This is a genomic window from Micromonospora olivasterospora, assembly GCF_007830265.1.
Lineage (GTDB): Bacteria > Actinomycetota > Actinomycetes > Mycobacteriales > Micromonosporaceae > Micromonospora > Micromonospora olivasterospora.
The window spans coordinates 3,131,744-3,155,943 of the sequence record NZ_VLKE01000001.1 but is presented as its reverse complement, the minus strand read 5'-3'; the positions used below and the strand labels follow the sequence as shown (position 1 = coordinate 3,155,943).

Annotated in this window: 17 protein-coding genes, 1 tRNA gene and 1 pseudogene; 5 read left to right on the top strand and 14 right to left on the bottom strand. The window is 74.0% G+C overall.

Annotated features, from left to right (window positions below):
- Positions 1-277: 277 nt before the first annotated feature.
- Positions 278-350, bottom strand: a tRNA-Thr gene (locus JD77_RS14460).
- A 138-nt stretch (positions 351-488) separates the two neighbouring features.
- Here JD77_RS14460 and JD77_RS14455 point away from each other — a divergent pair.
- Positions 489-2,228 carry a metallophosphoesterase family protein gene (locus JD77_RS14455; protein ID WP_246140664.1) on the top strand — a complete coding sequence of 580 codons (1,740 nt, stop codon included), beginning with the start codon at positions 489-491 and terminating at the stop codon, positions 2,226-2,228.
- Positions 2,229-2,273: 45 nt separating this feature from the next.
- On the opposite strand, the gene JD77_RS14450 is transcribed toward JD77_RS14455, so the two are convergent.
- The 6 genes and pseudogenes from JD77_RS14450 to tmk form a co-directional block, all read right to left on the bottom strand.
- On the bottom strand, positions 2,274-3,113 hold the full coding sequence (locus tag JD77_RS14450) for a PSP1 domain-containing protein (protein WP_145774858.1): 840 nt from the start codon (positions 3,111-3,113) through the stop codon (positions 2,274-2,276).
- A gap of 313 nt (positions 3,114-3,426) precedes the next feature.
- A pseudogene (locus JD77_RS14445) lies at positions 3,427-4,094 on the bottom strand (hypothetical protein).
- Positions 4,094-4,399, bottom strand: coding sequence for a hypothetical protein (locus tag JD77_RS14440; protein WP_145774857.1), 306 nt, complete (start codon positions 4,397-4,399; stop codon positions 4,094-4,096). Before JD77_RS14440 ends, JD77_RS14445 begins: the two are co-directional and overlap by 1 nt.
- Before the next feature lies 1 nt (position 4,400).
- Positions 4,401-4,727, bottom strand: coding sequence for a YbaB/EbfC family nucleoid-associated protein (locus JD77_RS14435; protein WP_145774856.1), 327 nt, complete (start codon positions 4,725-4,727; stop codon positions 4,401-4,403).
- A 120-nt stretch (positions 4,728-4,847) separates the two neighbouring features.
- Positions 4,848-6,134, bottom strand: a complete 1,287-nt coding sequence (locus tag JD77_RS14430) for a DNA polymerase III subunit delta' (RefSeq protein WP_145774855.1) — start codon at positions 6,132-6,134, stop codon at positions 4,848-4,850.
- Positions 6,134-8,233, bottom strand: coding sequence for a dTMP kinase (gene tmk, locus JD77_RS14425; RefSeq protein ID WP_145777587.1), 2,100 nt, complete (start codon positions 8,231-8,233; stop codon positions 6,134-6,136). Before tmk ends, JD77_RS14430 begins: the two co-directional genes overlap by 1 nt.
- A 292-nt stretch (positions 8,234-8,525) precedes the next feature.
- Between tmk and JD77_RS14420 the strand changes: the two genes are divergently transcribed.
- Positions 8,526-9,734 carry an alanine racemase gene (locus JD77_RS14420; protein ID WP_145774854.1) on the top strand — a complete coding sequence of 403 codons (1,209 nt, stop codon included), beginning with the start codon at positions 8,526-8,528 and terminating at the stop codon, positions 9,732-9,734.
- Positions 9,735-9,820: 86 nt separating this feature from the next.
- Here JD77_RS14420 and JD77_RS14415 read toward each other — a convergent pair whose 3' ends face one another.
- Positions 9,821-10,468, bottom strand: a complete 648-nt coding sequence (locus JD77_RS14415; protein WP_246140663.1) for a TetR/AcrR family transcriptional regulator — start codon at positions 10,466-10,468, stop codon at positions 9,821-9,823.
- 147 nt (positions 10,469-10,615) lie between these two features.
- Between JD77_RS14415 and JD77_RS14410 the strand changes: the two genes are divergently transcribed.
- Together JD77_RS14410 and JD77_RS14405 are read left to right on the top strand one after the other, a co-directional pair.
- Positions 10,616-11,929: a D-arabinono-1,4-lactone oxidase gene (locus JD77_RS14410; protein ID WP_145774853.1), complete on the top strand. Its 1,314-nt coding sequence runs from the start codon at positions 10,616-10,618 to the stop codon at positions 11,927-11,929.
- Positions 11,930-12,365: 436 nt separating this feature from the next.
- Positions 12,366-12,968, top strand: a complete 603-nt coding sequence (locus JD77_RS14405) for a hypothetical protein (protein WP_145774852.1) — start codon at positions 12,366-12,368, stop codon at positions 12,966-12,968.
- Positions 12,969-13,204: 236 nt separating this feature from the next.
- Here the strand turns inward: JD77_RS14405 and topA are convergent, their stop codons facing one another.
- From topA to JD77_RS14375, 6 genes are all read right to left on the bottom strand, one after another.
- Positions 13,205-16,036: a type I DNA topoisomerase gene (topA, locus tag JD77_RS14400; protein ID WP_145774851.1), complete on the bottom strand. Its 2,832-nt coding sequence runs from the start codon at positions 16,034-16,036 to the stop codon at positions 13,205-13,207.
- A 474-nt stretch (positions 16,037-16,510) separates the two neighbouring features.
- A complete protein-coding gene (locus tag JD77_RS14395) occupies positions 16,511-17,317 on the bottom strand; it encodes a hypothetical protein (RefSeq protein WP_145774850.1) in 807 nt (268 codons plus the stop codon).
- Positions 17,308-17,850, bottom strand: coding sequence for a hypothetical protein (locus JD77_RS14390; protein WP_145774849.1), 543 nt, complete (start codon positions 17,848-17,850; stop codon positions 17,308-17,310). The genes JD77_RS14395 and JD77_RS14390 overlap by 10 nt, the downstream gene beginning before the upstream one ends.
- A gap of 198 nt (positions 17,851-18,048) precedes the next feature.
- Complete coding sequence (locus JD77_RS14385) at positions 18,049-20,397, bottom strand: sodium-translocating pyrophosphatase (protein WP_145774848.1); 2,349 nt, start codon at positions 20,395-20,397, stop codon at positions 18,049-18,051.
- Positions 20,398-20,765: 368 nt separating this feature from the next.
- Positions 20,766-21,200: an ATP-binding protein gene (locus tag JD77_RS14380; protein ID WP_145774847.1), complete on the bottom strand. Its 435-nt coding sequence runs from the start codon at positions 21,198-21,200 to the stop codon at positions 20,766-20,768.
- Entirely contained in the window at positions 21,200-21,556 is a 357-nt protein-coding gene (locus tag JD77_RS14375; RefSeq protein WP_145774846.1) for an STAS domain-containing protein, read from the bottom strand. The genes JD77_RS14380 and JD77_RS14375 overlap by 1 nt, the downstream gene beginning before the upstream one ends.
- Positions 21,557-21,695: 139 nt before the next feature.
- On the opposite strand from JD77_RS14375, the gene JD77_RS14370 reads away from it, so the two are divergent.
- The gene (locus JD77_RS14370; RefSeq protein WP_246140662.1) at positions 21,696-24,146 is read left to right on the top strand and encodes a DEAD/DEAH box helicase; all 2,451 of its coding nucleotides are present in this window, start codon (positions 21,696-21,698) and stop codon (positions 24,144-24,146) included.
- The last annotated feature ends 54 nt before the right edge of the window (positions 24,147-24,200 follow it).

The window sequence follows — 24,200 nt, the reverse complement described above, 5'->3', positions numbered from 1 at the left end:
TCATAGCGGCGCGGCTTGCCGGGCCGGTCCAGGAGCCGTTGACCCGGCTCGAAGACAACGACTTGAGCTGATGCCACATCCGGACCCAAGCGCCGCCGAGCACGGACCCCTGCCGGACCGCGTAGCCCCGCATAGGCAGCTCCAGGCACCCACGGCGCAGGCAGGCCGAACCTGATCGCCCACAGGCGTTACCGGGGGTTTTCGGGAGGCGGTTCCACACCGCATAGATGAACATGAGGCCCCGGCCAGCAGGCATGCTGGTCGGGGCCTCACTCGGAGCCGCCTGACGGAATCGAACCGTCGACCTACGCATTACGAGTGCGTCGCTCTGCCGACTGAGCTAAGGCGGCAACGATCGCCAAGTGTACGGCACATCCCGCCCCCACACCCAACCGGATACCCGGTAGACCGGCGGAACCCGGGCATCCCGCCTGTCCCGCGCCCGTACCCGACAGCGCGGCGGCCCGGACGGGACTACGCTGCGGCGGGTGACCGACGACCGCGCCCCCGTCGACGGCCCGCAGGGCGAAGCACCGGAAGACGGCATCGGCCCCGCCCGCCGGCCGCGCAGCACGGACCCGCTGGAGCTGGGCTTCACCCCGCGCAAGCCGGTCCCGTGGCTCGCGCCCCTCCTGCTGATCAGCACCGGCCTGCGTACGCTGCTGGCGCTGCTGTTCGGGGCGTACCTGGACAAGCGGGAGCTGCAGAACTCGCTGGAGGCCCGCATCGAGCGCCAGGTCGGGCCGGACGGCGGGCTGTGGCTGGACTACGTGGCCGACCTGGGCGACGGCTTCGATGCCACGTACTCGATCGCGTACCTGCTCGCCCAGCGGGAACTGGAGGTCGACGGGCACCGGCTGCCCCGAGCCCAGACGCTGGTGATGGGCGGGGACCAGGTCTACCCGTCGGCGTCGTACGGGGCGTACGAGGACCGGTGCAAGGGGCCGTACCAGGCGGCGCTGCCCGGCACGCCGCCCGAGCGGCCCACCCTGTTCGCCGTGCCGGGCAACCACGACTGGTACGACGGTCTCACCGCGTTCCTGCGGCTGTTCGTCCGGACCCGGGACCGGCACTTCGGCGGCTGGGCCACCGGCCAGTTCCGGTCGTACTTCGCCGTGGAACTGCCCGCGGACTGGTGGCTGCTCGGCCTCGACGACCAGTCCGGCTCGTACCTGGACGACCCGCAGCTCACCTACTTCGACGGGGTGGCCCGGAAGCTGGGTCCGCAGAGCCGGGTGATCCTGGCCGTGGCGGCACCGACGTGGGTCAAGGCCGTCGACCAGCCCACGGCGTACGACTCGATCGACTACTTCATCCGTACGATCGTCGCGCCCACGGGGGCGCGGGTACGCCTGCTGATCTCCGGCGACCTGCACCACTATGCCCGGTACGCCGGCCCGGACCGGCAGCTCATCACCTGCGGCAGCGGCGGGGCGTACCTGTATCCGACCCACCACCTGCCGGAGCGGATCGAGGTACCGCCGCGGGACACCCTGGCCCGCCGGGCGAGCCCCAGCCGCCCGTACGACCTGGCGGCCCGCTTCCCGGACAAGGCCCGCTCCCGCCGCTACGGCTGGGGCGTCTTCGCCCGGCTGCCGTGGCGCAACCCGGGCTTCGGCACGTTGCTGGGCATCGTGCACACCCTGCTGATGCTGGCCATGGCCGGGGTCACCGCGGACCGGGCGGGCGGCGCCGAGCAGCGGCTGTTCAGCGTCCCGCTGGTGGCGATGCTGCTGGTGACGATGCTCGGGGCGGCCCTCTTCGCGAAGCCGCCCAGCGCGACCGGAAAGCGGCACGCGCGGCACTGGATCCTCGGCGTGGGGCACGGCCTGGCCCACGTCGGGCTGGCCGCCGCAGGCACCTGGGCCTGGCTGTCGCTGCCCCTGCACGACTGGACCTGGCCGTGGCCGGCGGTCGCCGCCGCCGTGCTCTACGGGCCGGTGATCGGTTTCCTGGCCAGCGAGCTGGTGGCGGCGTACCTGCTGGTGGCGGGGGCGTTCGGGGTCAACCTCAACGAGCTGTTCGCCGGGCAGGGCATCGAGGACTCCAAGGCGTTCCTGCGGATGCGCATCGACCCCGACGGCACTCTCACCGTCTACCCGGTCGCGGTCGACCGCGTGGCCCGCGACTGGAAGCTGAACCCCGACCAGTCCCCGGAGTCCTCCTGGCTGGTCCCGAGCGCCCCGCTGACCCCCCGCCTGGCGGAACCCCCGATCACGATCCGCTGACGGCTGGTCAGGAGCGCCTGCCGCCGAGGACACCGGGCGCCGACGTCAGGCGTTGTAGTGCTCGTCGTGTGCCTGACGGGGGCCGCAGACGGAAGCTCGTGAGCACGAGCAGCGGGAGCCGTCGGCGTCCAGCCGCACGGTCACGGAATCTCTGGGGACGTTGTGTGCGACCACCCGACCATCGCCTTCAGGTGTCGTCACTCGAGAGCCGACAGGTGGGGCAGATTCCGCGAATCGGGTGTATAGCGGATGCTCGTACTTGAGGCAGCACATCAGCCGGCCGCACGCGCCGGAGATGCGCAGCGGGTTCAGCGGCAGGTCCTGGTCCTTGGCCATCCGGATGGTCACCGGCTCGAAGTCGGTGAGGAACGTGGCGCAGCACAGATCCCGGCCGCAGGAGCCGATGCCGCCCTGCACGCGGGCGGAGTCCCGCGCGGAGAGCTGCCGCAGCTCGACCCGGCAGTGCAGGGTCGCGCCCAGGTCGCGGACGAGGGAGCGGAAGTCGACCCGGTGCGGCGCGGTGAAGTAGACCATGGTCCGCTCGCCGCCGCCCTCGGCGCCCCCGAGGACGTGGTCGACGGCCACCACCTTCATCGGCAGGCCGTGCTCCCGGATCAGCCGCTTCGCGGCCACCTTCGCCTCGGCCTTGCGCCGCCGCAGCAGCTCGTCGCGGCGCAGGTCCTCCTCCTGGGCGAGGCCGACCAGCTTGGGGAAGCCGTCGGTGTCCTCGCCGACCCACTGCGCGGCCCACACGCACTCCGCCACCTCGGGCCCGTCGTCGGTGGGCACCAGCACCCGGTCGCCCACCTGCGGGCGGAACTCGCCCGGGTCGAGGTAGTAGAGGCGCCCGTACCGGTTGAAGCTGACCGCACAGAGCATCCCCATACCCTCACCCTACGACGCGGCGACGCCGCCACCCACCCAGCGGTCGCCGGTTGTTCACCCCACGCATTGATTCACGAACGTAGTTTCGTACGATCCGCGGTTGACCCGTCGTGCCGATGGCCCTCGCCCGGACGGCTGATTCCGGGCCGAGCCGGGGGACAGACGCCCGCCGGGGGCGTTGAGTGGAGGCAGACCTGCGGGGGGTGCAGGGGAAGGCCACGGCGCCGCCGCCGGGGCCCGGTCGACAGGCCGGCTCACGCGCGCGGCGCCGTGGCCGTGTCTCCGCCGGTGGATACCGGCGTGCGGGGCACGGTCAGCGGCCGACGCGGGTGACGACGTCGTAGCGGGACGGGCCGCCCGCGGGGGCGCGCCACACGGACTCGGTCAGGCTCGGCGACCACTGGCGCAGCAGCGTCTCGGCCCCGTCGTACGCCACGCCCAGCACCGAGAGCACCCGGTGGGCGACGTCCGCCGCCGCGACCAGGACGGGGCCGCGCGGCTCGCCGCCCGGGGCGGTGGCGACCCGCACCCGCACCGCCTCGGCGGAGCGGAGCACGTCGGCCAGCGCCCGGGCCAGCGCCAGGCGGCTGCCCTCGACCCAGTCGGCGAGCGCGTCGGCGTACCCGGCGGTGGACTCCAGCCGGCCGACCAGGCTGTCCGGGCCCTCGTCGAGGTGGCGCAGCAGCGCCGCGCGCGACCCGTCGTACGCGGAGGCGGCTGCCCCGGACCAGGCGACCGGGTCAGCCAGGGCGCGGCTCACCTCGTCGTACGCGCCGACGAGCGCGCGGACCGCGTGGCCGGCCTCGGCCAGCGGCGCCGGGTGCAGGTCGAGGAAGGCCCGCACGGCGTCGCCGGGCAGCGCCTGCATGCGGCGCAGCAGCGGCCAGATCGGGTGCCCCTCGGGGCGCCCGCGGCGAGCAACGTGTCGACGCGGTCGAGCAGGTCCAGCCCCGGCTCGGCGAGGCGGTCGAGGGCGTCCATCATGCGTCCCGGCCCAGCCGCAGCCGGGCGGAGTCGTCGACGCCCGCGTACCGGTCGGCGGCGCTGCGGACGGCGGACGCGGCGGCGGCCAGCCGGACGGCGGCGGCGCTCGCCTCCCGGGCCCGGTCGCCGGTGGCGGCCGTCCACCGCCGGTGCAGCGCCCGGCCGATCTCGCCGGGCCGGCCGGGGGCGTGGACGCCGAACGCCGGGTGCGGCGGGTCGGTGGCGGTCACCGCGCGGGCCAGGGCGTCGAGGGTGGCGCTCGCCTCGTCGAGCCGGGCGGCGAGGGCGCGCAGCTCGTCCATGTCAGGCCCCCGCCAGCGGCCGGTACGCCGCGAACGTCTCGTTGTGCAGCTTCTCCCGGGCCCACTGCGCCGCGTCGGCGGCGGCGGTCACCGCGGCCCGCACGGACGCGGCGACGTCCCGGGGGTTGCGGGTGTGCAGGGGACCGAGGAAACGCACGTCGGTGATCCGCCCCTCGGCGGTGACCAGGACCTCCACCAGCCCGTCCGGGGAGCGCACCGTGACCTCGACGGTTGCCACCGCCTGGTCGAACTCGGCCTGCAAGGACTCGATGCGGCGATAGCGCCGCACCGCCTCCTCGATCCAGGCCTCGTCGATCTCCCGAGGCATCGTGGACTCCTCCCGGCAGCGCACTCACCGTCCGTGCTGCCACGATCACCGCGGCACCCCCGGGACCGTACCGCACACCAATCGCACGTGTCGATGCCCTGTGGACGACGCGGGAGCCCGTCAACCCTTCCAGAGGGCGAGCATCATCGCCTCCACCGCGATCCGCGGCTTGACGTTCGCCTCGATGGCGGCCCGGCACTCCAGCACGGCCTCCAGCCGGCGCAGCGCCCCCTCGGCGTGCCACTTCCGCGCCCCGGCCTCCGCGATCGCGGCCGTGTCGGTGTGCACCGGGGCGACCGGCGCGCCCAGCGCCGCCGTGACGGCGTCCCGGTAGAAGCCGGCCAGGTCGACCAGGGCCCGATCGAGGGAGTCGCGCTGGGCCCGCGTGGCCCGCGACTTCTGCCGCTTCTCCAGGTCCTTGAGCTGGCCGGCGGCGCCGCGCATCGCGCCGGCCGCGCCCCGGCCGGTGCCGCCCGCGCCGAGCGCGGTCTGCAACGCGGCCCGCTCGGCCTCGTCGATCTCCGCCACCGACGCCGCGGCCTCCGCCTCGGCCGCCTCGATCAGCGCGGACGCCGCGTCGAAGGCCGCGCCCACGCCGGTCAGCCGGCGCGGCACCGCGAGCACCGCGTCCCGGCGCTGGCGGGCCTCCGGGTCGCGGGCGAGCCGCCGGGCCCGGCCCACGTGGCCCTGCGCGGCCGCCGCCGCCCACGCGGCCACGTCGGGCGCGACGCCGTCGCGGCGCACCAGCACCTCGGCCACCGCGGCGGGCGGGGGCTGCCGCAGCGGTACGACCCGGCAGCGCGACCGGATGGTCACGGAGATGTCGTCCGGGTGGGTGGACGGGGCACAGAGCAGGAAGACCGTCCGCGGCGGCGGCTCCTCGACCGCCTTGAGCAGCGCGTTGCCGGCCGCCTCCGTGAGCCGGTCGGCGTCCTCGATGATCACCACCTGCCACCGGCCGCCGGACGGGGTGCTGGCCGCCCGGAGCACCAGGGCGCGCATCTCCCCGACGCCGATCGACAGCCCCTCGGGCACCACCAGCCGCACGTCGGCGTGGGTGCCGGTCAGCGTGGTGTGGCAGCCCGGGCACTCGCCGCAGCCGACGCCGCGTACGCACTGCAGGGCCGCGGCGAACGCGCGGGCGGCGACCGACCGGCCCGAGCCGGGCGGGCCGGTGAAGATCCAGGCGTGGGTCATCCCGGCGCCCGGGTCGGCGGGGCTCCCGGCGGCGTCGGCCTCCGCCTCGGCGGCGAGGGCGTCCTCGTCGTCCGGATCCGCCGGGGCGGCCGTGGCCGCCGCGTGCACGGCGGCGGCGTGGCGCAGCACGGCGGCGGCCGCCGCGGCGGCCCGGCGCAGCGTGTCGACCGCGTCGTCCTGCCCGACCAGGTCGGCGAAGACGTCCGGCATCAGGTGCGGCGCTCCATCGTCACCAGCTCCGCGTCGGATAACTCCGGCTGCACCGAGGTGTCCGGCCCCTGCGCGGGACGGGGGTGGACGATCCCGGCCGGGTCGGTCAGGAACGCCTCCACCCGGCCGGCGACCAGCCCGGCGATCTCGTCGACCGGCTTGGCCGCGTCGAGCACCAGGTAGCGCTTCGGGTCGTTGGCGGCGAGGTCGAGGAAGGCGTACCGGACCCGCTCGTGGAAGGCGACGGACTCGGCCTCCAGCCGGTCGACGTCGGCGCTGCGGGCGGCGACCCGGGACAGCCCGGTGCGCGAGTCGACGTCCAGCAGCACGACCAGGTCGGGCTTGAGCCCGCCGGTGGCCCAGGAGGAGAGCCAGGAGACCTCGTCGACCGGCAGGGTCCGCCCGGCCCCCTGGTACGCGAGGGACGAGTCGACGTACCGGTCGCTGATCACCACCGCGCCGCGGACGAGGGCGGGCCGGACGACGGTCGCGACGTGGTGTGCCCGGTCGGCCGCGTAGAGCAGCGCCTCGGCGCGCGGGGAGGGGGCCTCGGCGCCGGACCTGTCGAGCAGGAGCGAGCGGATGCGCTCGCCGATCGGGGTGGCCCCCGGCTCGCGGGTCACCACCACCTCCCGGCCCTGCTCGCGCAGCCGCTCGGCGAGCAGGGCGAGCTGGGTGGACTTGCCGGCGCCCTCGCCGCCCTCGAAGACCACGAAGAGCCCGTTGGGGACGAACTGCTCGGCCGGCATCAGTGGGCGGCCCCGGATCGACCCCCACAGGTCGGCGAGGACCGGCACGCCCTTCTTGTCGTCCATCTGCCCGAAGGCGCTGATCCCGGCGAAGATGCCGGCGACGCCCGCGGCGAGCAGCAGCAGCCGGGTGGAGGAGACGGAGATGCCCAGGTCGGCGACGGTCAGCCGGCGCGAGCCGCCGGCGCCGACCAGCAGGCTGCTCAGCGCGATGGCCAGGATCAGCACGAGCCGGGTGCCGATCTGCACCACGGCGAAGACCCGGCCGCGCACCTCGTCGGCGACCTCGCCGCCGAGCAGGGTGGTGCCGGCGAGGAAGGCCATCCCGGCCGCCGCGCCGACCAGGACGGCGCCGAGCATCGCCATCGACAGGTGGATGGCGAACGCGAGCGCCAGCACGGAGGCGCTGGCCAGCACGATGCTCGCGCCGAACCAGCGCCGCCGGGACATGTCCCGGACGATCATCGGGCCGAGCCCGATACCGAGCGCCAGGCCGACGAAGATCGCGCCGAAGAGCAGGTAGAACGCGGCGTCGCCGGCGCCGAGCGAGGCGGCGAAGAACCGTGCCGTGCCGATCACGATGCCGCCGCCGGCGAACGCGCCGAAGATGCCGAGCACCAGGCCCCGGACCAGCGGGGTGTGGCTGATGTACCGCCACCCCTCGGTGAACTGGCGGGTCACGCCCTGCTCGGCGCGCTCCCCCGCGCCGCGCCCCGTCCGGCTGATCTCCTTGATGCCGAAGGCGACGACCAGCGCGGTGGCCAGCCGGGAGAACGCGTTGAACCAGAGCGCGAGCTGGGCCGGCTCGGCCCAGACGGGGACGTTCCCGCCGGTCACCGCGCGGACGCTGCCGTCGAGCGCCGACAGGCCGATGGCGGCGGCGATCGGGGTGAGGCCGTACGTGGTGATGAGGGTGAGCTGGTTGGCCGCCTCCAGGCGGGCGCGCGGGATCAGGTTGGGGACCGCGGCCTCCTTGGCCGGGATCCACAGCAGGGTGATCGTCTCGATCAGGAAGGTGGCGATCGCCGCCCAGCCGACGACCAGCCCGCCGCCGGCGCCGGTGAGGGCGAACAGTGGGATGGAGGCGAAGAGCAGGAAGCGCGCCACGTCGCAGATGACCATCGTCCAGCGCCGGTCGAACCGGTCGGCGAGGACGCCGGCCACCGGGCCGAGCAGCAGCGCCGGCAGCAGCCGGATGGCGATCAGCGTGCCGAAGGCGGCACCCTTGGCGGTGCTGCCCTGCACCTGGGACGCGGCGAAGACCGACGTGGCGAGCAGGCCCAGCCAGTCGCCGAAGGAGGCGGCGCCGAGCACGAGCCACAGCCGCCGGAACGGCCGGATGCGCAGCACGGAACGGATCGCGGCGGCCCCGGAACGGTCGGCCGCGGCGGCCGGGGCGTCCGGCTGGCTCGTGGACGGCGACACGCCGGGCGACTCGCCGTTGTTCTGGCTTTCGATGGCCGTACCTCCACGTGCCGGCCCAACCCTGGGCAGTCCCGGTGCAACACTCTAGTCCCCGGCGGGGGTGCACCCCGCCCGCGACATCGCCTGCTCGCCGAGCCTAGGCCGCTGGCGCCACAGCCGGCAGCCCGACGTACGCGAGGGTGTTTCACATCAATCGTCCGACAGTTAGCGTGCACACGTGGCCACGGAAAGCGACAGACTGCGCGACCGCCTGGACCGGGCGACGGCCCACCTCGACCCGCCGTACGCGGTGGTCGACCTGGCCGCGTTCGACGCCAACGCGGCGGCGCTGCCCGGTCGCGCGGGCGGCAAGCCGCTGCGGGTGGCCAGCAAGTCCGTCCGCGTCCGCGAACTGCTCGGGCGGGCGCTGGGCCGGCCCGGCTGGCGGGGGGTGATGGCGTTCACCCTGCCCGAGGCGATCTGGCTGGCCCGCTCGGGCGTGAGCGACGACCTGCTGGTGGCGTACCCGACGGCCGACCGGGGGGCGCTCGCCGAGCTGGCCGCCGACGAGGGGCTGGCCCGCGCGGTCACGCTGATGGTCGACGGGGCCGAGCAGCTCGACCTGGTCGACGCGGTGCGTCCCCCCGGCCGCCGGCCCGAGCTGCGGTTCTGCCTGGACCTGGACGCCTCCTGGCGGCCGCTGGGCGGGCGGGTGCACGTCGGGGTACGCCGCTCGCCCGTGCACAGCGCCCGGACGGCCGGCGCGTTCGCCGCCGCCGTCGCGGCCCGGCCCGGCTTCCGGCTGGTCGGCCTCATGTCGTACGAGGCGCAGATCGCCGGGCTGGGCGACGCGCCGCCCGGCCGGGCGGCCCTGGCGACCGCGATCCGACTCGCCCAGCGCGGGTCGTACCGGGAGTTGCTGGCCCGCCGGGGCGCGGCGGTGGCCGCGGTACGCGAGCACGCCGACCTGGAGTTCGTCAACGGCGGCGGCACCGGCAGCGTGGCGGCGACCAGCGCCGATCCCGCGGTCACCGAGGTCACCGCGGGATCCGGCCTGTACGGGCCGAAGCTCTTCGACTCCTACCGCGCCTGGCGCCCCGCCCCGGCGGCGTTCTTCGCCTGCGCGGTGGTCCGCCGCCCGGGGCCCGGGCTGGTCACGGTGCTCGGCGGCGGTTGGATCGCCTCCGGTCAGGCCGGCGGGACCCGGCTGCCCGCCCCCTGGCTGCCGGCCGGGCTGCGGCTGCTCGGCGCGGAGGGGGCCGGCGAGGTGCAGACCCCGCTGGCCGGCGCGGCGGCGACCGAGCTACGGATCGGCGACCGCGTCTGGTTCCGGCACGCCAAGGCCGGCGAGCTGTGCGAACGGGTCAACGAGCTGCACCTGGTCGACGGCGACCGGGTGGTGGGCAGCGTCCCGACGTACCGGGGCGAGGGGCACGCCTTCCTCTAGGCGCTCTCACCGGGGCGTCGACTGCCCCGTCTCGGCGCGCGTGGCGGCCCGGTCGGTTCCGTGGGACGCGGGCCGCACCCGCCGGCTCAGGAGGCGCTGTCCGCCTGGGCCTCGACGTGCCGGTGCAGGTACTCGCGGATGAGCGCCTTGGCCTCGGCGAGCACCTCCTCGTCGCCCTCCGGCTTGCGGCGGAAGGCGAGCTTGATCAGCGCGTCGGCGGCCTCGACCGCGATCTCCAGGCAGAACCTGAGACGCGGCTCGTCGGCCATGCCGAACCGCTCGGTGAGCACTCGGGCCAACTGGTCGGCGATCACGCCGTTGTTGTCCCGCTGCTCGTCCAGCAGGTGCAGGTCGACCACGTCGCCGAAGTGCAGGGTGCGGAAGCCCGGGACGGTGCGGTGCATGGTGATGTACTCGTCGATTCCCGCGTCGACACCATCCCACCAGTGGGTCAGGTCGTCCGAGGAGAACCGCTCGTCGAGCCGCTGGAGGTAGGACTCCATGGTGCGCAGGGTCAGCGCCTGCACGATCGCCCGCTTGTCCGGAAAGAACTGGTAGACCGACCCGATCGCCACCCCGGCACGCTCGGCGAGCAGGGTCGTGGTCAGCCCCTCGTACCCCACCTCGTCGATGAGTTCGGCGCAGGCGTCCAGCATGCGCTGGACCCGTGCGACGCTTCGACCCTGGACCGGCACCCGGCGCAACGGCCCGGTCGTGGCGGCTGGTGTGGACACTCGGCGCCACCCCCCTTCGACGGATGAACATATCTGCACGTCACGAGTGCGTGACTACCGGTACAACGAGCGGACCTCGGTTGCGGTATTTACCAGGCACGACGTTCCTGCTAGGAAGTCGACTCACATTCATCTCGAGGAGCGCGCATGGCCAGCACCGGACCGCTCGCCGCCTGGGCCAACTGGGCCGGCAACCAGCGCAGCACCGCCACCGAGGTCCTCCGTCCCCGTACGATCGCCGACGTCGCCGACGCCGTCCAGGCCGCAGCCGCGGCCGGGGACCGGATCCGGCCGGTCGGCAGCGGCCACTCCTTCAGCCCCGTCGCCCGCAGCCAGGGAAGGCGGATGGAACTCGCCGGCCTGGACGTCGACGTCCGCATCGACCGCGAGCGACGCCTGGTCACCGTACCGGCCGGGATGCCCCTGCACCGGCTCAACGACCTGCTCGCCGCGAACGGGCTGGCCATGCCCAATCTCGGCGACATCGACACGCAGACCGTCGCCGGGGCGATCTCCACGGGCACCCACGGCACCGGGGCCGCCCTCGGCTGCCTGTCCACGTTCGTCGCGGCGCTGACCCTGGTCACCGGCACCGGCGAGGTGCTGCGCTGTTCCGCCGACGAGCATCCGGACGTCTTCGCCGCCGCCCGGGTCTCCCTGGGCGCCCTCGGCGTGCTGACCGACGTGACCCTCCAGTGCGTGGACGCGTTCGGGCTGCGCGCGCACGAGCGCCCCGCACTGCTGGACGCCGTCCTCGCCGACCTGCCGGACCTGGCCACCGCCCACGACCACGTCGAGTTCTTCTGGTTCCCGTACACGCCCCGCGTCCAGCTCAAGTCCAACGACCGGGCGCCGGTTGACGAGCGGCCGCTGCCCCGGTGGCGCGGCTGGCTGGACGACGAGTTCCTGTCCAACACCTTCTTCGGCGGCGTCTGCCGGGTCGGCCGGGCCGTACCCGCCCTGGTGCCGACGATCAGCGGCGTCGCCTCCCGGGTGCTCACCGAGAGGATCTACACCGCCCGCTCCGACCGGGTCTTCTGCACCCCGCGCCGGGTCCGCTTCGTGGAGATGGAGTACGCCCTGCCGCGCGAAGCCCTGCCCGAGGCACTGGACGCGCTGCGCCGGATCGTCGACGGGCTCCCGACCAAGGTCGTGTTCCCGGTCGAGGTGCGGTTCACCGCCGCCGACGACATCTGGCTCTCCCACGGGTACGGGCGCGAGTCCGCGTACGTCGCCCTGCACCAGTACGTGGGCATGCCGTACGAGCCGTACTTCCGGGCGTTCGAGCGGGTGGCGGCCGGGCTCGGCGGCCGCCCGCACTGGGGCAAGCTGCACTGGCGCGACGCGGAGTCGCTGGCGCCCGCGTACCCGAGGTTCGCCGACTTCCAGGCGATCCGCGACCGCCTCGACCCGAACCGGATCTTCACGACGGACCACCTGAACGCGCTCCTGGGCCCCTGACTTGGATGATCCCGCCATGTCGGTGACATTGGGGCGTCCAGCGTGCGGGATGCCGCCATGTCGGCGGCATGGAGTGGATCACCCGCCCCGGGTGCGCTGATTCGCCTCGGATGTCCGGTTCGGTGGGGTGTCCGGGTGTGACCGGCGGCATCGTGGGGGCGGAATCGTCGCCGGGGCGGGGGCGTTACACCCTGACGCACGGCCGAGGAAGGCCGCCCGCCTGATGTGAGGCGGGGTGGCCCCAGCCCGGAATGATGGTGGGCCGCCGGTCGTTGGACATGGTTCCCGGGCGCCGCGACGAGGCACCCCGCGCCCCGCGGTCGCACCGGGCAGAGTCTTCTCCCCCTTCTTCGAGCGCCTGACGGTGCTCGCACACCACCCCAGTCAGTCCCCCCGGCCGGTGGTGTGCGTCGACCCCCGAATGGAGCTTTCGATCATGAACACGATGCTGCTGCGTAAGAGCGTTCTCGGTATCGCCGGTCTGGCCTTCGCCGGTGGTCTGGCCGCCGGCCCCCTGCACGCCACCGCCGCCCACGCCGAGACCCCGGTGCAGGGCAAGCCCGTCGCCGTGGCCGTGGTGCAGGGCGACAAGCCCGACGCCAGCAAGCTGATCCCGCACGGCGCGCAGGGCGCACAGTCACACCTCACCCTCGACGACGAGCAGACCGGCAACGCGAAGGCGATCATCGCCGCGACGAAGAAGGCCGGCCTGCCCGAGCGGGCCGCGGTGATCTCGATCGCCACCAGCCTGCAGGAGTCGAAGCTGGAGAACCTGGGCCACCTGGGCGACGCCAACGACCACGACTCGCTGGGTCTGTTCCAGCAGCGGCCGTCCTCGGGTTGGGGCACCCCGGAGCAGATCACCGACCCCGAGTACTCCACCACCGCATTCCTCAAGGGCCTCAAGCAGGTCGACGGGTGGCAGGACATGCCCCTGACCCAGGCCGCGCAGACCGTGCAGGTCTCGGCGTACCCGGACGCGTACGCGCAGTGGGAGCAGCAGGCCGCCGACCTCGTCGCCCAGCACTGGAACAGCTGACCCACACACAGCCGAACAGCCGCCGGCCGGCACCCCAGACCACGGGGTGCCGGCCGGCGGCGTGTGGTTCAAACCTGGGGCGAGCCGGTCGTGGCTTCGTCAAGGCAGACAGTCCGGCGCGACGCGGCCGGCCGCCGCCGCTACGTCGACGTCCGGCTGGCCGGGTATCCAATCTTGGTACGGTTCCGCCCCCGGAGGGAGGGACCGATCCCGTACCAAGATTCGCTGTAGCGCCGCTACTCGCTGGCCCGGGCAGCCTTCTTCGGCGCCGCTTTGGTCGCCTTCGTCGCGGTCGCCTTCGTCGCAGTGGACTTCGCGGCCGTGGACTTCGTGGCGGTCGTCTTCTTCGCCGCCGTGGTCTTCTTCGCCGCCGTGGTCTTCTTGGCCGTCGTCTTCTTCGCCGCCGCCTTCTTCCGCGGCGCCGGGCCCTTCGCGCGCTTCTCGGCGAGCATCTCGGAGGCCTCCTCGATGCTCAGCGCCTCCGGCGTCTGCCCCCGGCGCAGCGACGCATTGGTCTCGCCGTCGGTGACGTACGGGCCGAACCGGCCGTCCTTGATCACCAGCGGCTTCTCGGTCAGCGGGTCGGCGCCCAGCTCCCGCAGCGGCGGCGCGGCGGCCCGACGCTGGCGGGTCTTCGGGGCGGCCAGCAGGGCCAGCGCCTCGTCCAGCGTGACGGTGAACATCTTCTCTTCCGAGTCCAGCGACCGGAACTCGTCACCGCGCTTGACGTACGGGCCGTACCGGCCGTTGTTCGCGAAGATCTCGACGCCGTCCGGGGCCACCCCGACCAGCCGGGGCAGGCTGAGCAGCCGCAGCGCCTGGTCGAGGGTGAGCGTGTCCGGCGACTGCGAACGCAGCAGCGAGGACTTCCGCTCGCCGCTGGCCACGTACGGGCCGAACCGGCCGGACTTGAGCACGATCGGCTCCCCCGTCGCCGGGTCGTCGCCGAGCTTGCGCTCGCCGCCCCCGCCGAGGAACAGCTCGTGCACCTTCTCCCGGGTCAGCTCGTCGGGGGCCAGCCCCTCGGGGATCGGCGCCCGGTCGCCGGGAGTGCCGCCCTCCTCGCCCTCGGCGTGCGCCGCCGGCTCCTCGCCGGGCACGCTCCGCTGGAGGTACGGCCCGTAGCGCCCGACCCGGACGACGACCTCGCGCCCCTCGGAGTCGGTGAACAGCGGGATCGAGTTGACGCTGCGCGCGTCGATCTCGCTCACGTTCTCGGTGACCAGCTTCTTGAGCCCACCGGAGCGGGCGATGGCCTGGTCGCCGGCGCCGTTGGTGCTGCCGAAGTAGAACGCGGTGAGGAAGTCGACGGCGGCGTGGTCGCCCCCGGCGATCTCGTCCAGCTCGTTCTCCATGCTGGCGGTGAAGTTGTAGTCGACCAGCCGGGGGTAGTGCCGCTCCAGCAGGCCGATCACCGCGAACGCCAGGAAGGACGGGATCAGCGCCTGGCCGCGCTTGGAGACGTACCCGCGGTCCTGGATGGTCTGCATGATCGACGCGTACGTGGACGGGCGGCCGATGCCCAGCTCCTCCAGGGCCTTGACCAGCGACGCCTCGGTGTACCGCGACGGCGGCTGGGTGTGGTGGCCCTGCGCGGCCAGCTCGTCGGCGGTCAGCGGCTGGTCCTTGACCAGGTTGGGCAGCCGACGCTCGGCGTCCTCGGCCTCGGCGTTCTCGTCGTCGCTGGACTCGACGTACGCGCGCAGGAAGCCGGGGTCGGTGATCGTCTTGCCGGTCGCGCCGAAGTCGGCCTCCTCGCCGGCCGAGGAGACCGCGCGGATGCGCACCGAGACGCTGGAGCCGACCGCGTCGGTCATCTGCGAGGCGATGGTACGCCGCCAGATCAGCTCGTAGAGCCGGTTCTCCTCCTCGGACAGCTCCTTGGCCACCTCGCCCGGGGTGCGGAAGTTGTCCCCCGCCGGACGGATCGCCTCGTGTGCCTCCTGGGCGTTCTTCACCTTGCCGGTGTAGCGGCGCGGCTCCGGCGGCACGCTGCGCTCGCCGTACAGCTCGGCGATCTGCCGGCGAGCCGCCGCGATGGCGGTCTCCGACAGATTCACCGAGTCGGTACGCATATAGGTGATGTAGCCGTTCTCGTACAGCCGCTGCGCGGTGCGCATCGTCTGCTGCGACGAGAACCGCAGCTTGCGGGCGGCCTCCTGCTGGAGGGTGGAGGTGATGAACGGCGCGTACGGGCGCCGGCGGTAGGGCTTCTCCTCCACCCGGGTGACGGCGAACGGCCGCCCCTGCAACCGGGCGGCGAGCCCGCGCGCCCCACCCTCGTCGAGGTGCACCACCCCGGCGCCGGCCTTCACCCGGCCGGTGGTCGGCTCGAAGTCCTTGCCGGTGGCGATCCGGTCGCCGTTCAGGGCGACCAGGGTGGCGTTGAAGCTGCGCGGCCCCTCACCCCGGTTCACCACGGACAGGGTGGCCAGGATGTCCCAGTACTCGGCGGTGCGGAACGCCATCCGCTGGCGCTCCCGCTCAACCACGATCCGGGTCGCCACGGACTGCACCCGGCCCGCCGACAGCTTCGGCATGACCTTCTTCCACAGCACGGGAGAGACCTCGTAGCCGTAGAGCCGGTCGAGGATGCGCCGGGCCTCCTGGGCGTCGACCAGGTCCCGGTCGATCTCCCGCGGGTTGGCCACCGCCGCCTGGATCGCCGGCTTGGTGATCTCGTGGAAGACCATCCGCTTGACCGGCACCTTGGGCTTCAGCGTCTCGACCAGGTGCCAGGCGATCGCCTCGCCCTCGCGGTCCTCGTCCGTGGCGAGGAGGATCTCGTCGACCTCCTTGGCCAGCTTGGTCAGCTTGCTGATCTGCTGCTTGCGGTCGGGCGAGACCACGTAGAGGGCGTGAAAGCCGTTGTCGACGTCCACGCCGAGCCGGGCCCACGGCTCGCCCTTGTACTTGGCGGGCACGTCGGCGGCGTTGCGCGGCAGGTCGCGGACGTGCCCGAAGCTGGCCTCCACGACGTACCCCGGGCCAAGGTAGCCCGAGATCGTCTTGGCCTTCGCCGGTGACTCGACGATGACCAGACGGGTGGTCCTGGGGTTGCTCGGCACGTCTCCTGCGACCTCACTCCTGCTCGTGGCCGGCCGATTCCGGGCACGGACCACCCGCGGTCCGCCGGAACCGCCGGCGGTCCGGATGTCCAACGTAACGCGCCGCCCGCGATTCGGGTTTCGCGGGCGGCAAACCGCCCCAAGTGCGACGCCCACCCCACGCCGCACCGGCGATGGTCATGCCGGACGGCGCCACCGTACACCCTGGGTAGGGTCTCAAGCAGGCCACCGTGACGATGACGTCCCCTCGACCGAGGGCCCACCAGCCCGTTTTCGCCCCCGAACCGGCTGCCCAGTGTCCCGCATCGGACAGCCGGGCCGGGACCGGTCGACGGGCGGCCCTCGGCCGGCGCCCGTCGGCGGCCAGCCCAGCGGCGCGCCGGGCCGGGGCGCCGCCGGGCCGCGGGCCGGTGCGTGGCCGGTCAGGCGTGGGCCGGTGTGCGGCCGGTCAGGCGTGGGCCGGTGCGCGGCCGGTCAGGCGTGGGTGGGCCAGTCCGCGGCGGGCGCGGCGGGCGGGCGGTCGCCGACGAGGTCGGCGAGCCGGGCCAGCCGGCGACGACCGGCGATCCGGTACGCGGGGCCGCGCTCGTCGGGGTCGACCAGGACCGCCGGCAGGCCGATGGCGGCCAGCGCGGCGCCGACCGGCTCCCAGCCGGCCTCGTCTGCCGGGCCGAGCCGGAGCAGGAACCCGGGCGGGTCGGCCGCCCCGGCGGCGGCCAGCCAGAGCCGCAGCCGCCGCCCGTTGAGGTGGAACCCGGCGGGCGGCCGCTTCACCGGCCCGGCGAGATCGAGCCCCACGGCGGGAGCGGAGGGCCCGGCGGCCGGGGCGGGCTCCACGGCGACGGGGGCAGGCTCCACGGCGACGGGGGCGGGCTCCACGGCGGCCGGGGCAGGCTCCACGGCGGCCGGGGCAGGCTCCACGGCGGCCGGGGCGGAGGGCCCGGTGGGAGCGGGCTCCACGGCGGTGGAGTGGCCCACCCAGGCCAGCGCCAACGGGGCCAGCGTGCTGGCGTACGAGGTGCGCACCAGGTGCCGCTGGTCCTCCGTCGCCTCCCAGGTCGCGGCCAGCCCCCGTCGGGCCAGTTCGGCGACGAGCACGTGCACCCGCCATCCGGCGTCCACCACCACCATCAGCCGCGCGGTGCCGCCCATCCGGAGCACCTCCCCCGGGCCGGCGAGCAGGCCGGCCAGGTCGGCGACGGACGGGTCCGCCGCCTCGGCCCCGAACAGCGACAGCTGCCGGACCGGGTCGGGAAGTCTGTCGGGGGGCGTCAGCGGCACTCCGGGACCTCGTCGAAGGCCTGCTTGAGTTCCTCGGAGTTGAGCCGGCTGGTGTCCAGCGCGCTGGCGTCGTACTCCTTGTTGAGGGTCTCCACGGCGGCGCGCACGCCGTCGTAGAAGGCGCTGGGCTCGCTGATGCTCAGCTTGCTGATGGTGGCCCGCGCCCGCCCGTACGCGTCGCGGACCTTGCCGAGCGACGTCTGGAAGCCCCGGGAGATCTCCTCGCCGTGGTCGGTCTCGGGGACGCCCGCCTCGTCGACCTGGCGCCGGGCCCTCTCGCTGGCCTGCTCCGCCCCGGCGAAGAGTCGCACCAGGTTCTCCTTGGCCTGCGCGGGGATGGTCTGCGCGGTCATCTGCTGCTGGGTGCTGCTGGTCAGCTTGTTGATCTCCGCCCGCCAGGGGGTGAGCGCCTCGCAGACGGATGCCGCCCACGCCCGCGGGCTGGGACCGCCACCGCAGCCGGCCAGCGTGACGACGAGCGTCGCGAGAACCGCCGTGAGTCTTCCGGCGGTCGCCGCCCGGCACGTGCGCATGCGTTGCAGCGTACGGCCTCCGCGCGGATGCGCCACCGGTCGGTTTGCCGCCGCCCGCGCCACGGCCCGGCAGGGCGGCCGGCGTCCGGTCCCGTGAGCTGGCGTTCCGTCGCCGTGGGTGCGCCAGGGTGTCCCGGGTCCGGGCAGGCGAGGCTCCCGGCCGGCGTCGCGCCGACCGGGAGCCCGCTGCGTCACCACTCAGGCGCCGACCGTCTCCTGCCGCTTGCCAGCGGTGGTGCCGGTGCCGTCGGAGTCGCCCATGGCGACCTCCTTGCGCTTGCTGAACACCACCGCCGCGACGATGACCAGCGCGGCCACCACCGCGATGCCCACCCGCAGGCCGGTGTTCTTGTCGTCGCCCACGCTCCAGGCCACGACGGCCGGCGCGATCAGCAGCGAAACCAGGTTCATCACCTTGATCAGCGGGTTGATCGCCGGGCCGGCGGTGTCCTTGAACGGGTCGCCGACGGTGTCGCCGATGACGGTGGCGGCGTGCGAGTCGGAGCCCTTGCCGCCGTACGCGCCGTCCTCGACGAGCTTCTTGCCGTTGTCCCAGGCGCCACCGGAGTTGGCCAGGAACACCGCCATCAGGGTGCCCGCGCCGATCGCCCCGGCCAGGTACGCCGCCAGCGCGCCCGGCCCGAGGCCGAAGCCGACCGCGATCGGGGCGAGGATGGCCAGCAGGCCGGGGGTCATCAGCTCGCGCTGCGCGTCCCGAGTGCAGATGTCGACGACCTTGCCGTACTCGGGGCGCTGGGTGCGGTCCATGATCCCGGGCAACTCGCGGAACTGCCGGCGGACCTCCATCACCACGGCACCGGCCGAGCGGGACACCGCGTTGATGGCCAGGCCGGAGAAGAGGAAGACCACGGCCGCGCCGATGATCAGGCCGACCAGGTTGCGCGGGTTCGCCACGTTGAGCGAGTTGAGGATCTCCGTGCCCACGTCCGCGACGCCCGCGTCGGAGTACGCCGTCCGCAGGGTGTCGGTGTACGAGCCGAACAGCGCGGTCGCCGCGAGGACGGCGGTGGCGATGGCGATGCCCTTGGTGATCGCCTTGGTGGTGTTGCCGACCGCGTCCAGCTCGGTGAGCGTCCGGGCGCCGTGCTCGTCGATGTCGCCGGACATCTCGGCCACACCCTGCGCGTTGTCGGAGATCGGGCCGAAGGTGTCCATCGCGACGATCACGCCGACGGTGGTGAGCAGGCCGGTGCCGGCCAGCGCCACGGCGAACAGCGACAGCGTGATGGAGCTGCCGCCGAGCAGGAACGCACCGAAGACGCCCGCGCCGATCAGCAGCGCCGAGTAGACGGCCGACTCCAGGCCGACGCTGATGCCGGCGAGGATGACGGTCGCGGCGCCGGTCTGCGAGCTCTTGCCGATGTCCTGCACCGGGCGCCGGTTGGTCTCGGTGAAGTACCCGGTCAGCGCCTGGATCGCGGCGGCCAGCACGATGCCGATGACCACCGCGCCGATGGCCACGACCCGCGGGTTCTCGCTGACGTCGGTCAGCCCGCCCTCGAGCTCGGCGAAGGTCGCCGGCAGGTACGCGTACGTGGCCACGGCCACCAGCACCGCCGAGACGATCGCGGAGGCGTAGAAGGCCCGGTTGATCGCGGTCAGGCCGGAGCGGTCCGAGGCGCGCAGCCGGGTGATGAACACGCCGATGATGGCGATGATCGCGCCGATTCCGGAGACGATCAGCGGGAAGACCAGGCCCTCCTCGCCGAACGCGGCGCGGCCGAGGATCAGCGCGGCGACCAGGGTGACCGCGTACGACTCGAAGAGGTCGGCGGCCATGCCGGCGCAGTCGCCGACGTTGTCACCCACGTTGTCGGCGATGGTGGCGGCGTTGCGCGGGTCGTCCTCCGGGATGCCCTGCTCGACCTTGCCGACCAGGTCGGCGCCCACGTCGGCGGCCTTGGTGAAGATGCCGCCGCCGACCCGCATGAACATCGCCAGCAGGGCGGCGCCGAAGCCGAAGCCCTCCAGCACGGTCGGGGCGTCGCCCCGGTAGAGCAGGACGACCAGCGCCGCGCCGAACAGGCCGAGGCCGACGGTGAGGAAGCCGACCACGCCGCCGGTGCGGAAGGCGATCCGCATGGCGGCCTCCCGCCCGCCTTCCCGCTCCCGGGCCGCGGCGGCGACCCGCAGGTTCGCGCGGGTGGCCAGCCACATGCCGGCGCCGCCGATGAACGCGCTGAACAGGGCGCCCACCACGAAGAAGGCGGACCGACCGATCTTCACCGCGATCTCGCTGCCGTCGGTGTCGTGCACCGGCAGCAGGAACAGCAGCACCACGGCGATCACGACGAAGATCGCGAGTGTCCTGAACTGCCGGAGCAGGTAGGCCGAGGCCCCCTCCTGTACCGCCCCGGAGATCTCCTGCATGTTGGTGGTGCCCTTGCCGGCTGCCAGCACGGCCTTGGTCAAGGCGGCGGCGAAGACGAGTGCCACCAGCGCGAGGACCGCGGCGATGACGACGTACGTCACGTTGGCTCCGGAAAGGGACAGTGCGCCGCCGTCGGCGGCCAAGGTCCCGGACATCTGTGTCCTCCTGTACCGAACACTCGCGCCGGCCGGTGGAGACGCACCGCCCGGCGCCTGGATGCGGACGAGCAAGCGCGCCAACCCACCCCAGCGGACCAGCGATGAACACCCATACCCGCTGGGTGCGGGAAGGATCACTTGCTGACAACCCGCGTACTGTAGCCCTCGGTAGTGTCGGAGGTCACACGCAGGGGTCACCGTGTCTCAATGATCTTCGTCGCTGTGTTACGAAAAAGAATCTGATATAGGGCCCGGCACGACGAACAGGCCGCGTCCCAAGCGACGGACGCGGCCTGAGCGGCGGATCAGCGGATTGAGCGAGGGGTCAGCGGGCTGAGCGAGGGGTCAGCGGGCTGGGCGAGGGGTCAGCGGCCCACCGGCCAGACCATCCGGACCTCGGTCCCGACGCCCTCGTCGACGGGGCGCACCTGGAGGTCCTCGACGAAGCCGGCGAGCAGGGCGAACCCGACGCCGGTGGTGAGGTCGTCCTCGTTGAGCGACTCGTTGGCGAGCTGGTCGGCGTCCAGCGCGGCCAGGCCGATGCCGGCCTCGATCGGCGCCCGGTCCACCACGCGCACCGCGTACGCGCCGGTGTCGGACATCTCCACGAGCACCGGGTCGGACAGGTGGTACTGCCGGTGCAGCGCGACCGCCCGGGTGCAGGCCTCGCCGATGGCCAGGCGCACCTCGTCGAGCAGGTCCTCGCGGACGCCGGCGCGGCGGGCCACCGCGACGCCGACCAGCCGGGCGGTGCGGACGTGCACCGGCGCGGGCGAGAACGAGAGCTTGACCGTGGCCATCAGGCGCCGGTGCCGGTCGGGTCGGCCCCGATCGCCGCATCGACCGTTGGATGCAGTGGGAAGACCTGGTCCAGCGCCGTGATCCGGAAGATCTTCAGCAGCGGCTCCTTGTCGCAGACCAGCGCGAACGTGCCGTTGGCCGAGCGCAGCCGCTTGAGCGCCCCGACCAGCACGCCGAGGCCGGTGGAGTCGAGGAAGTCGACGCGGCCCAGGTCGACCACGACGTGACGGGCCCCGCCGTCGATCAGTTCGAGGAGCCGTTCCCGCAGGCGGGGGGCGGTGTAGACGTCCACCTCACCGCCGACCTCGAGCACCGTGTGCTCCCCCACGGCGCGGGTCGCCAGCGACAGCTCCATCGGTCCTCCTCGCAAGAGTCGTAAACTCTCCTGGGCATCTAACCATCCCCGCCGGAACCACCCGTGCGGTCACCGGGCAGGCTTCCCTTACCCAGACCCCCCACCCTCAACTCCGAACACCCGTGCGAAAGTGCAGGACGTGACCCCCGCAGCCGCCGTACCCGCAGGCCACGGCCCCGGCCGCGCGCCCACGGCGGCGCCGGCGGAGCTGTTGCGCCAGCTGCGCGGGCGACACGGCGTGGACCCGGTCACCCACGTCGAGCGGGTGCCCGCCCGGGCCGGGACGCCGGCGCCGTGGCCGGAGTGGGTCCCCGAGGAGCTGCGGGCCGCGCTCGGTCGGCGCGGCGTGGTCGCGCCGTGGCGGCACCAGGCCGAGGCCGCCGACCTGGCGTACGCCGGGCGACACGTCGTCGTCGCCACCGGGACGGCGTCCGGCAAGTCCCTGGCGTACCAGCTGCCCGCGCTGGCCGCCCTGCTCGCCGACCCCCGGGCCACCGCGCTCTACCTGGCGCCGACCAAGGCGCTCGCCGCCGACCAGCTCCGCGCCGTCGCCGGACTGGAGCTCGACGGGGTACGCCCCGCCTGCTACGACGGCGACACCCCGCGCGCCGAGCGGGACTGGATCCGCCAGCACTCCCGGTTCGTGCTGACCAACCCGGACATGCTGCACCACGGCATCCTGCCCGGTCACGCGCACTGGTCCGGCTTCCTGCGCCGGCTGGCGTACGTGGTCGTGGACGAGTGCCACACCTACCGGGGGGTGTTCGGCTCCCACGTCGCGCACGTGCTGCGCCGGCTGCGCCGCCAGTGCGCGAAGTACGGGCGTACCCCGGGCGGGCCGACGTTCGTGCTGGCCTCCGCCACCTCGGGCGACCCGGCCACGGCGGCCGGGCGACTCACCGGCCTGCCGGTGACCGCCGTCACCGAGGACGCGTCGCCGCGCGGCGGGGTGACGTTCGCCCTCTGGGAGCCGCCCCTGCTGCCCGCCCCGTCCGCGTCGGCCTCACCCGAGGCCGCCGATCTCACCCAGGTCCGCCGGTCGGCGCTGCGGGAGACCGCCGACCTGCTCGCCGACGCGGTCGCCGCCGGGGTACGCACCCTCGCCTTCGTCCGGTCCCGCAAGGGTGCCGAGGTGGTGGCGACCACCGCCCGCCGGGCGCTGGACGAGGCGGTCCCGGGGCTCGGCGAGCGGGTGGCCGCGTACCGGGCCGGCTACCTGCGCGAGGAACGGCGCGAGCTGGAGCGGGCACTGCTGCACGGCGACCTGCTCGGGCTCGCCTCCACCAACGCGCTGGAGCTGGGCGTCGACCTCGTCGGGCTGGACGCCGTGCTGGTCTGCGGCTGGCCCGGCACCCGCGCCTCGCTGTGGCAGCAGGCCGGCCGGGCCGGGCGCTCCGGCGACGAGGCGCTCGCCGTGCTGGTGGCCCGGGACGACCCCCTGGACACCTACCTCGTGCACCACCCGGAGGCGCTGTTCGGCCGGCCGGTCGAGGCCACCGTCCTCGACCCGGCCAACCCGTATGTGCTCGCCCCGCAGCTCGCCTGCGCCGCCGCCGAGGCCCCGCTCACCCCGCCGGATCTGGAGCTGTTCGGGGAGGGCGCGAAGGAGGCGGTCGACGACCTGGTGGCGGCGGGGGCGCTGCGGCAGCGGCCGACCGGCTGGTACTGGCGGCACCGGGAACGGCCCGAGGTCGACCTGCGGGGCGAGGGCGGGGCGCCGGTCTGTGTGGTGGAGGCGTCCACCGGGCGGCTGCTCGGCACCGTCGACGGCGGATCGGCGCACTTCCTCGTCCACCCCGGCGCGGTCTACCTGCACCAGGGCGTCTCGTACGTGGTGGACCAGCTCGACCTGGCGGACGGCTGCGCGCTGGTACACGCCGAGGAGCCCGACTGGTCGACCCACGCCCGCGACGTCACCTCGCTGTCCGTGGTCTCCGTGCGCTCGTACGTCGACGCCGGGCCGGTCGGGCTGTTCCTCGGCGAGGTGGACGTGACCAGCCAGGTGGTGTCGTACCAGCGGCGACGGATCGCGTCCGGCGAGGTGATCGACACCCGCCCGCTCGACCTGCCCGCCAGGGAGCTGCGTACCGTCGCGGTCTGGTTCACCCTCTCGCCGCAGTCGCTGGCCCTCGCCGGCGTGGACCCCGCCGACGTCCCCGGCGCGCTGCACGCCGCCGAGCACGCCGCGATCGGCCTGCTGCCGCTGATGGCCACCTGCGACCGGTGGGACATCGGCGGGCTGTCCACGGCGCTGCACCCCGACACCGAGTCCCCCACGGTCTTCGTCTACGACGGGCACCCGGGCGGGGCGGGGTTCGCCGAGCGGGCGTACCGGACGGCGGCCGAGTGGCTGCGGGCCACCCGGGACGCGATCGCCGAGTGCGGCTGCGAGGCGGGGTGCCCGTCCTGCGTCCAGTCGCCGAAGTGCGGCAACGGCAACAACCCGCTCTCCAAGCCGGGCGCGGTCCGGGTGCTCGACGTGGTGCTGGCGAACCTGCCGTCCGACCGGCCGCCCCAGCAGCCCGGCCCCGCCGACGCGGCGGACGCCGGCGGGGTGTCCGCCCCGGCCGGGGTCGGCGGGAACGGCTGAGGTGAGGGTGCAGGCGGGCGCCGACGGCCCGCCTGTGCGAGACTCCGCGCACAC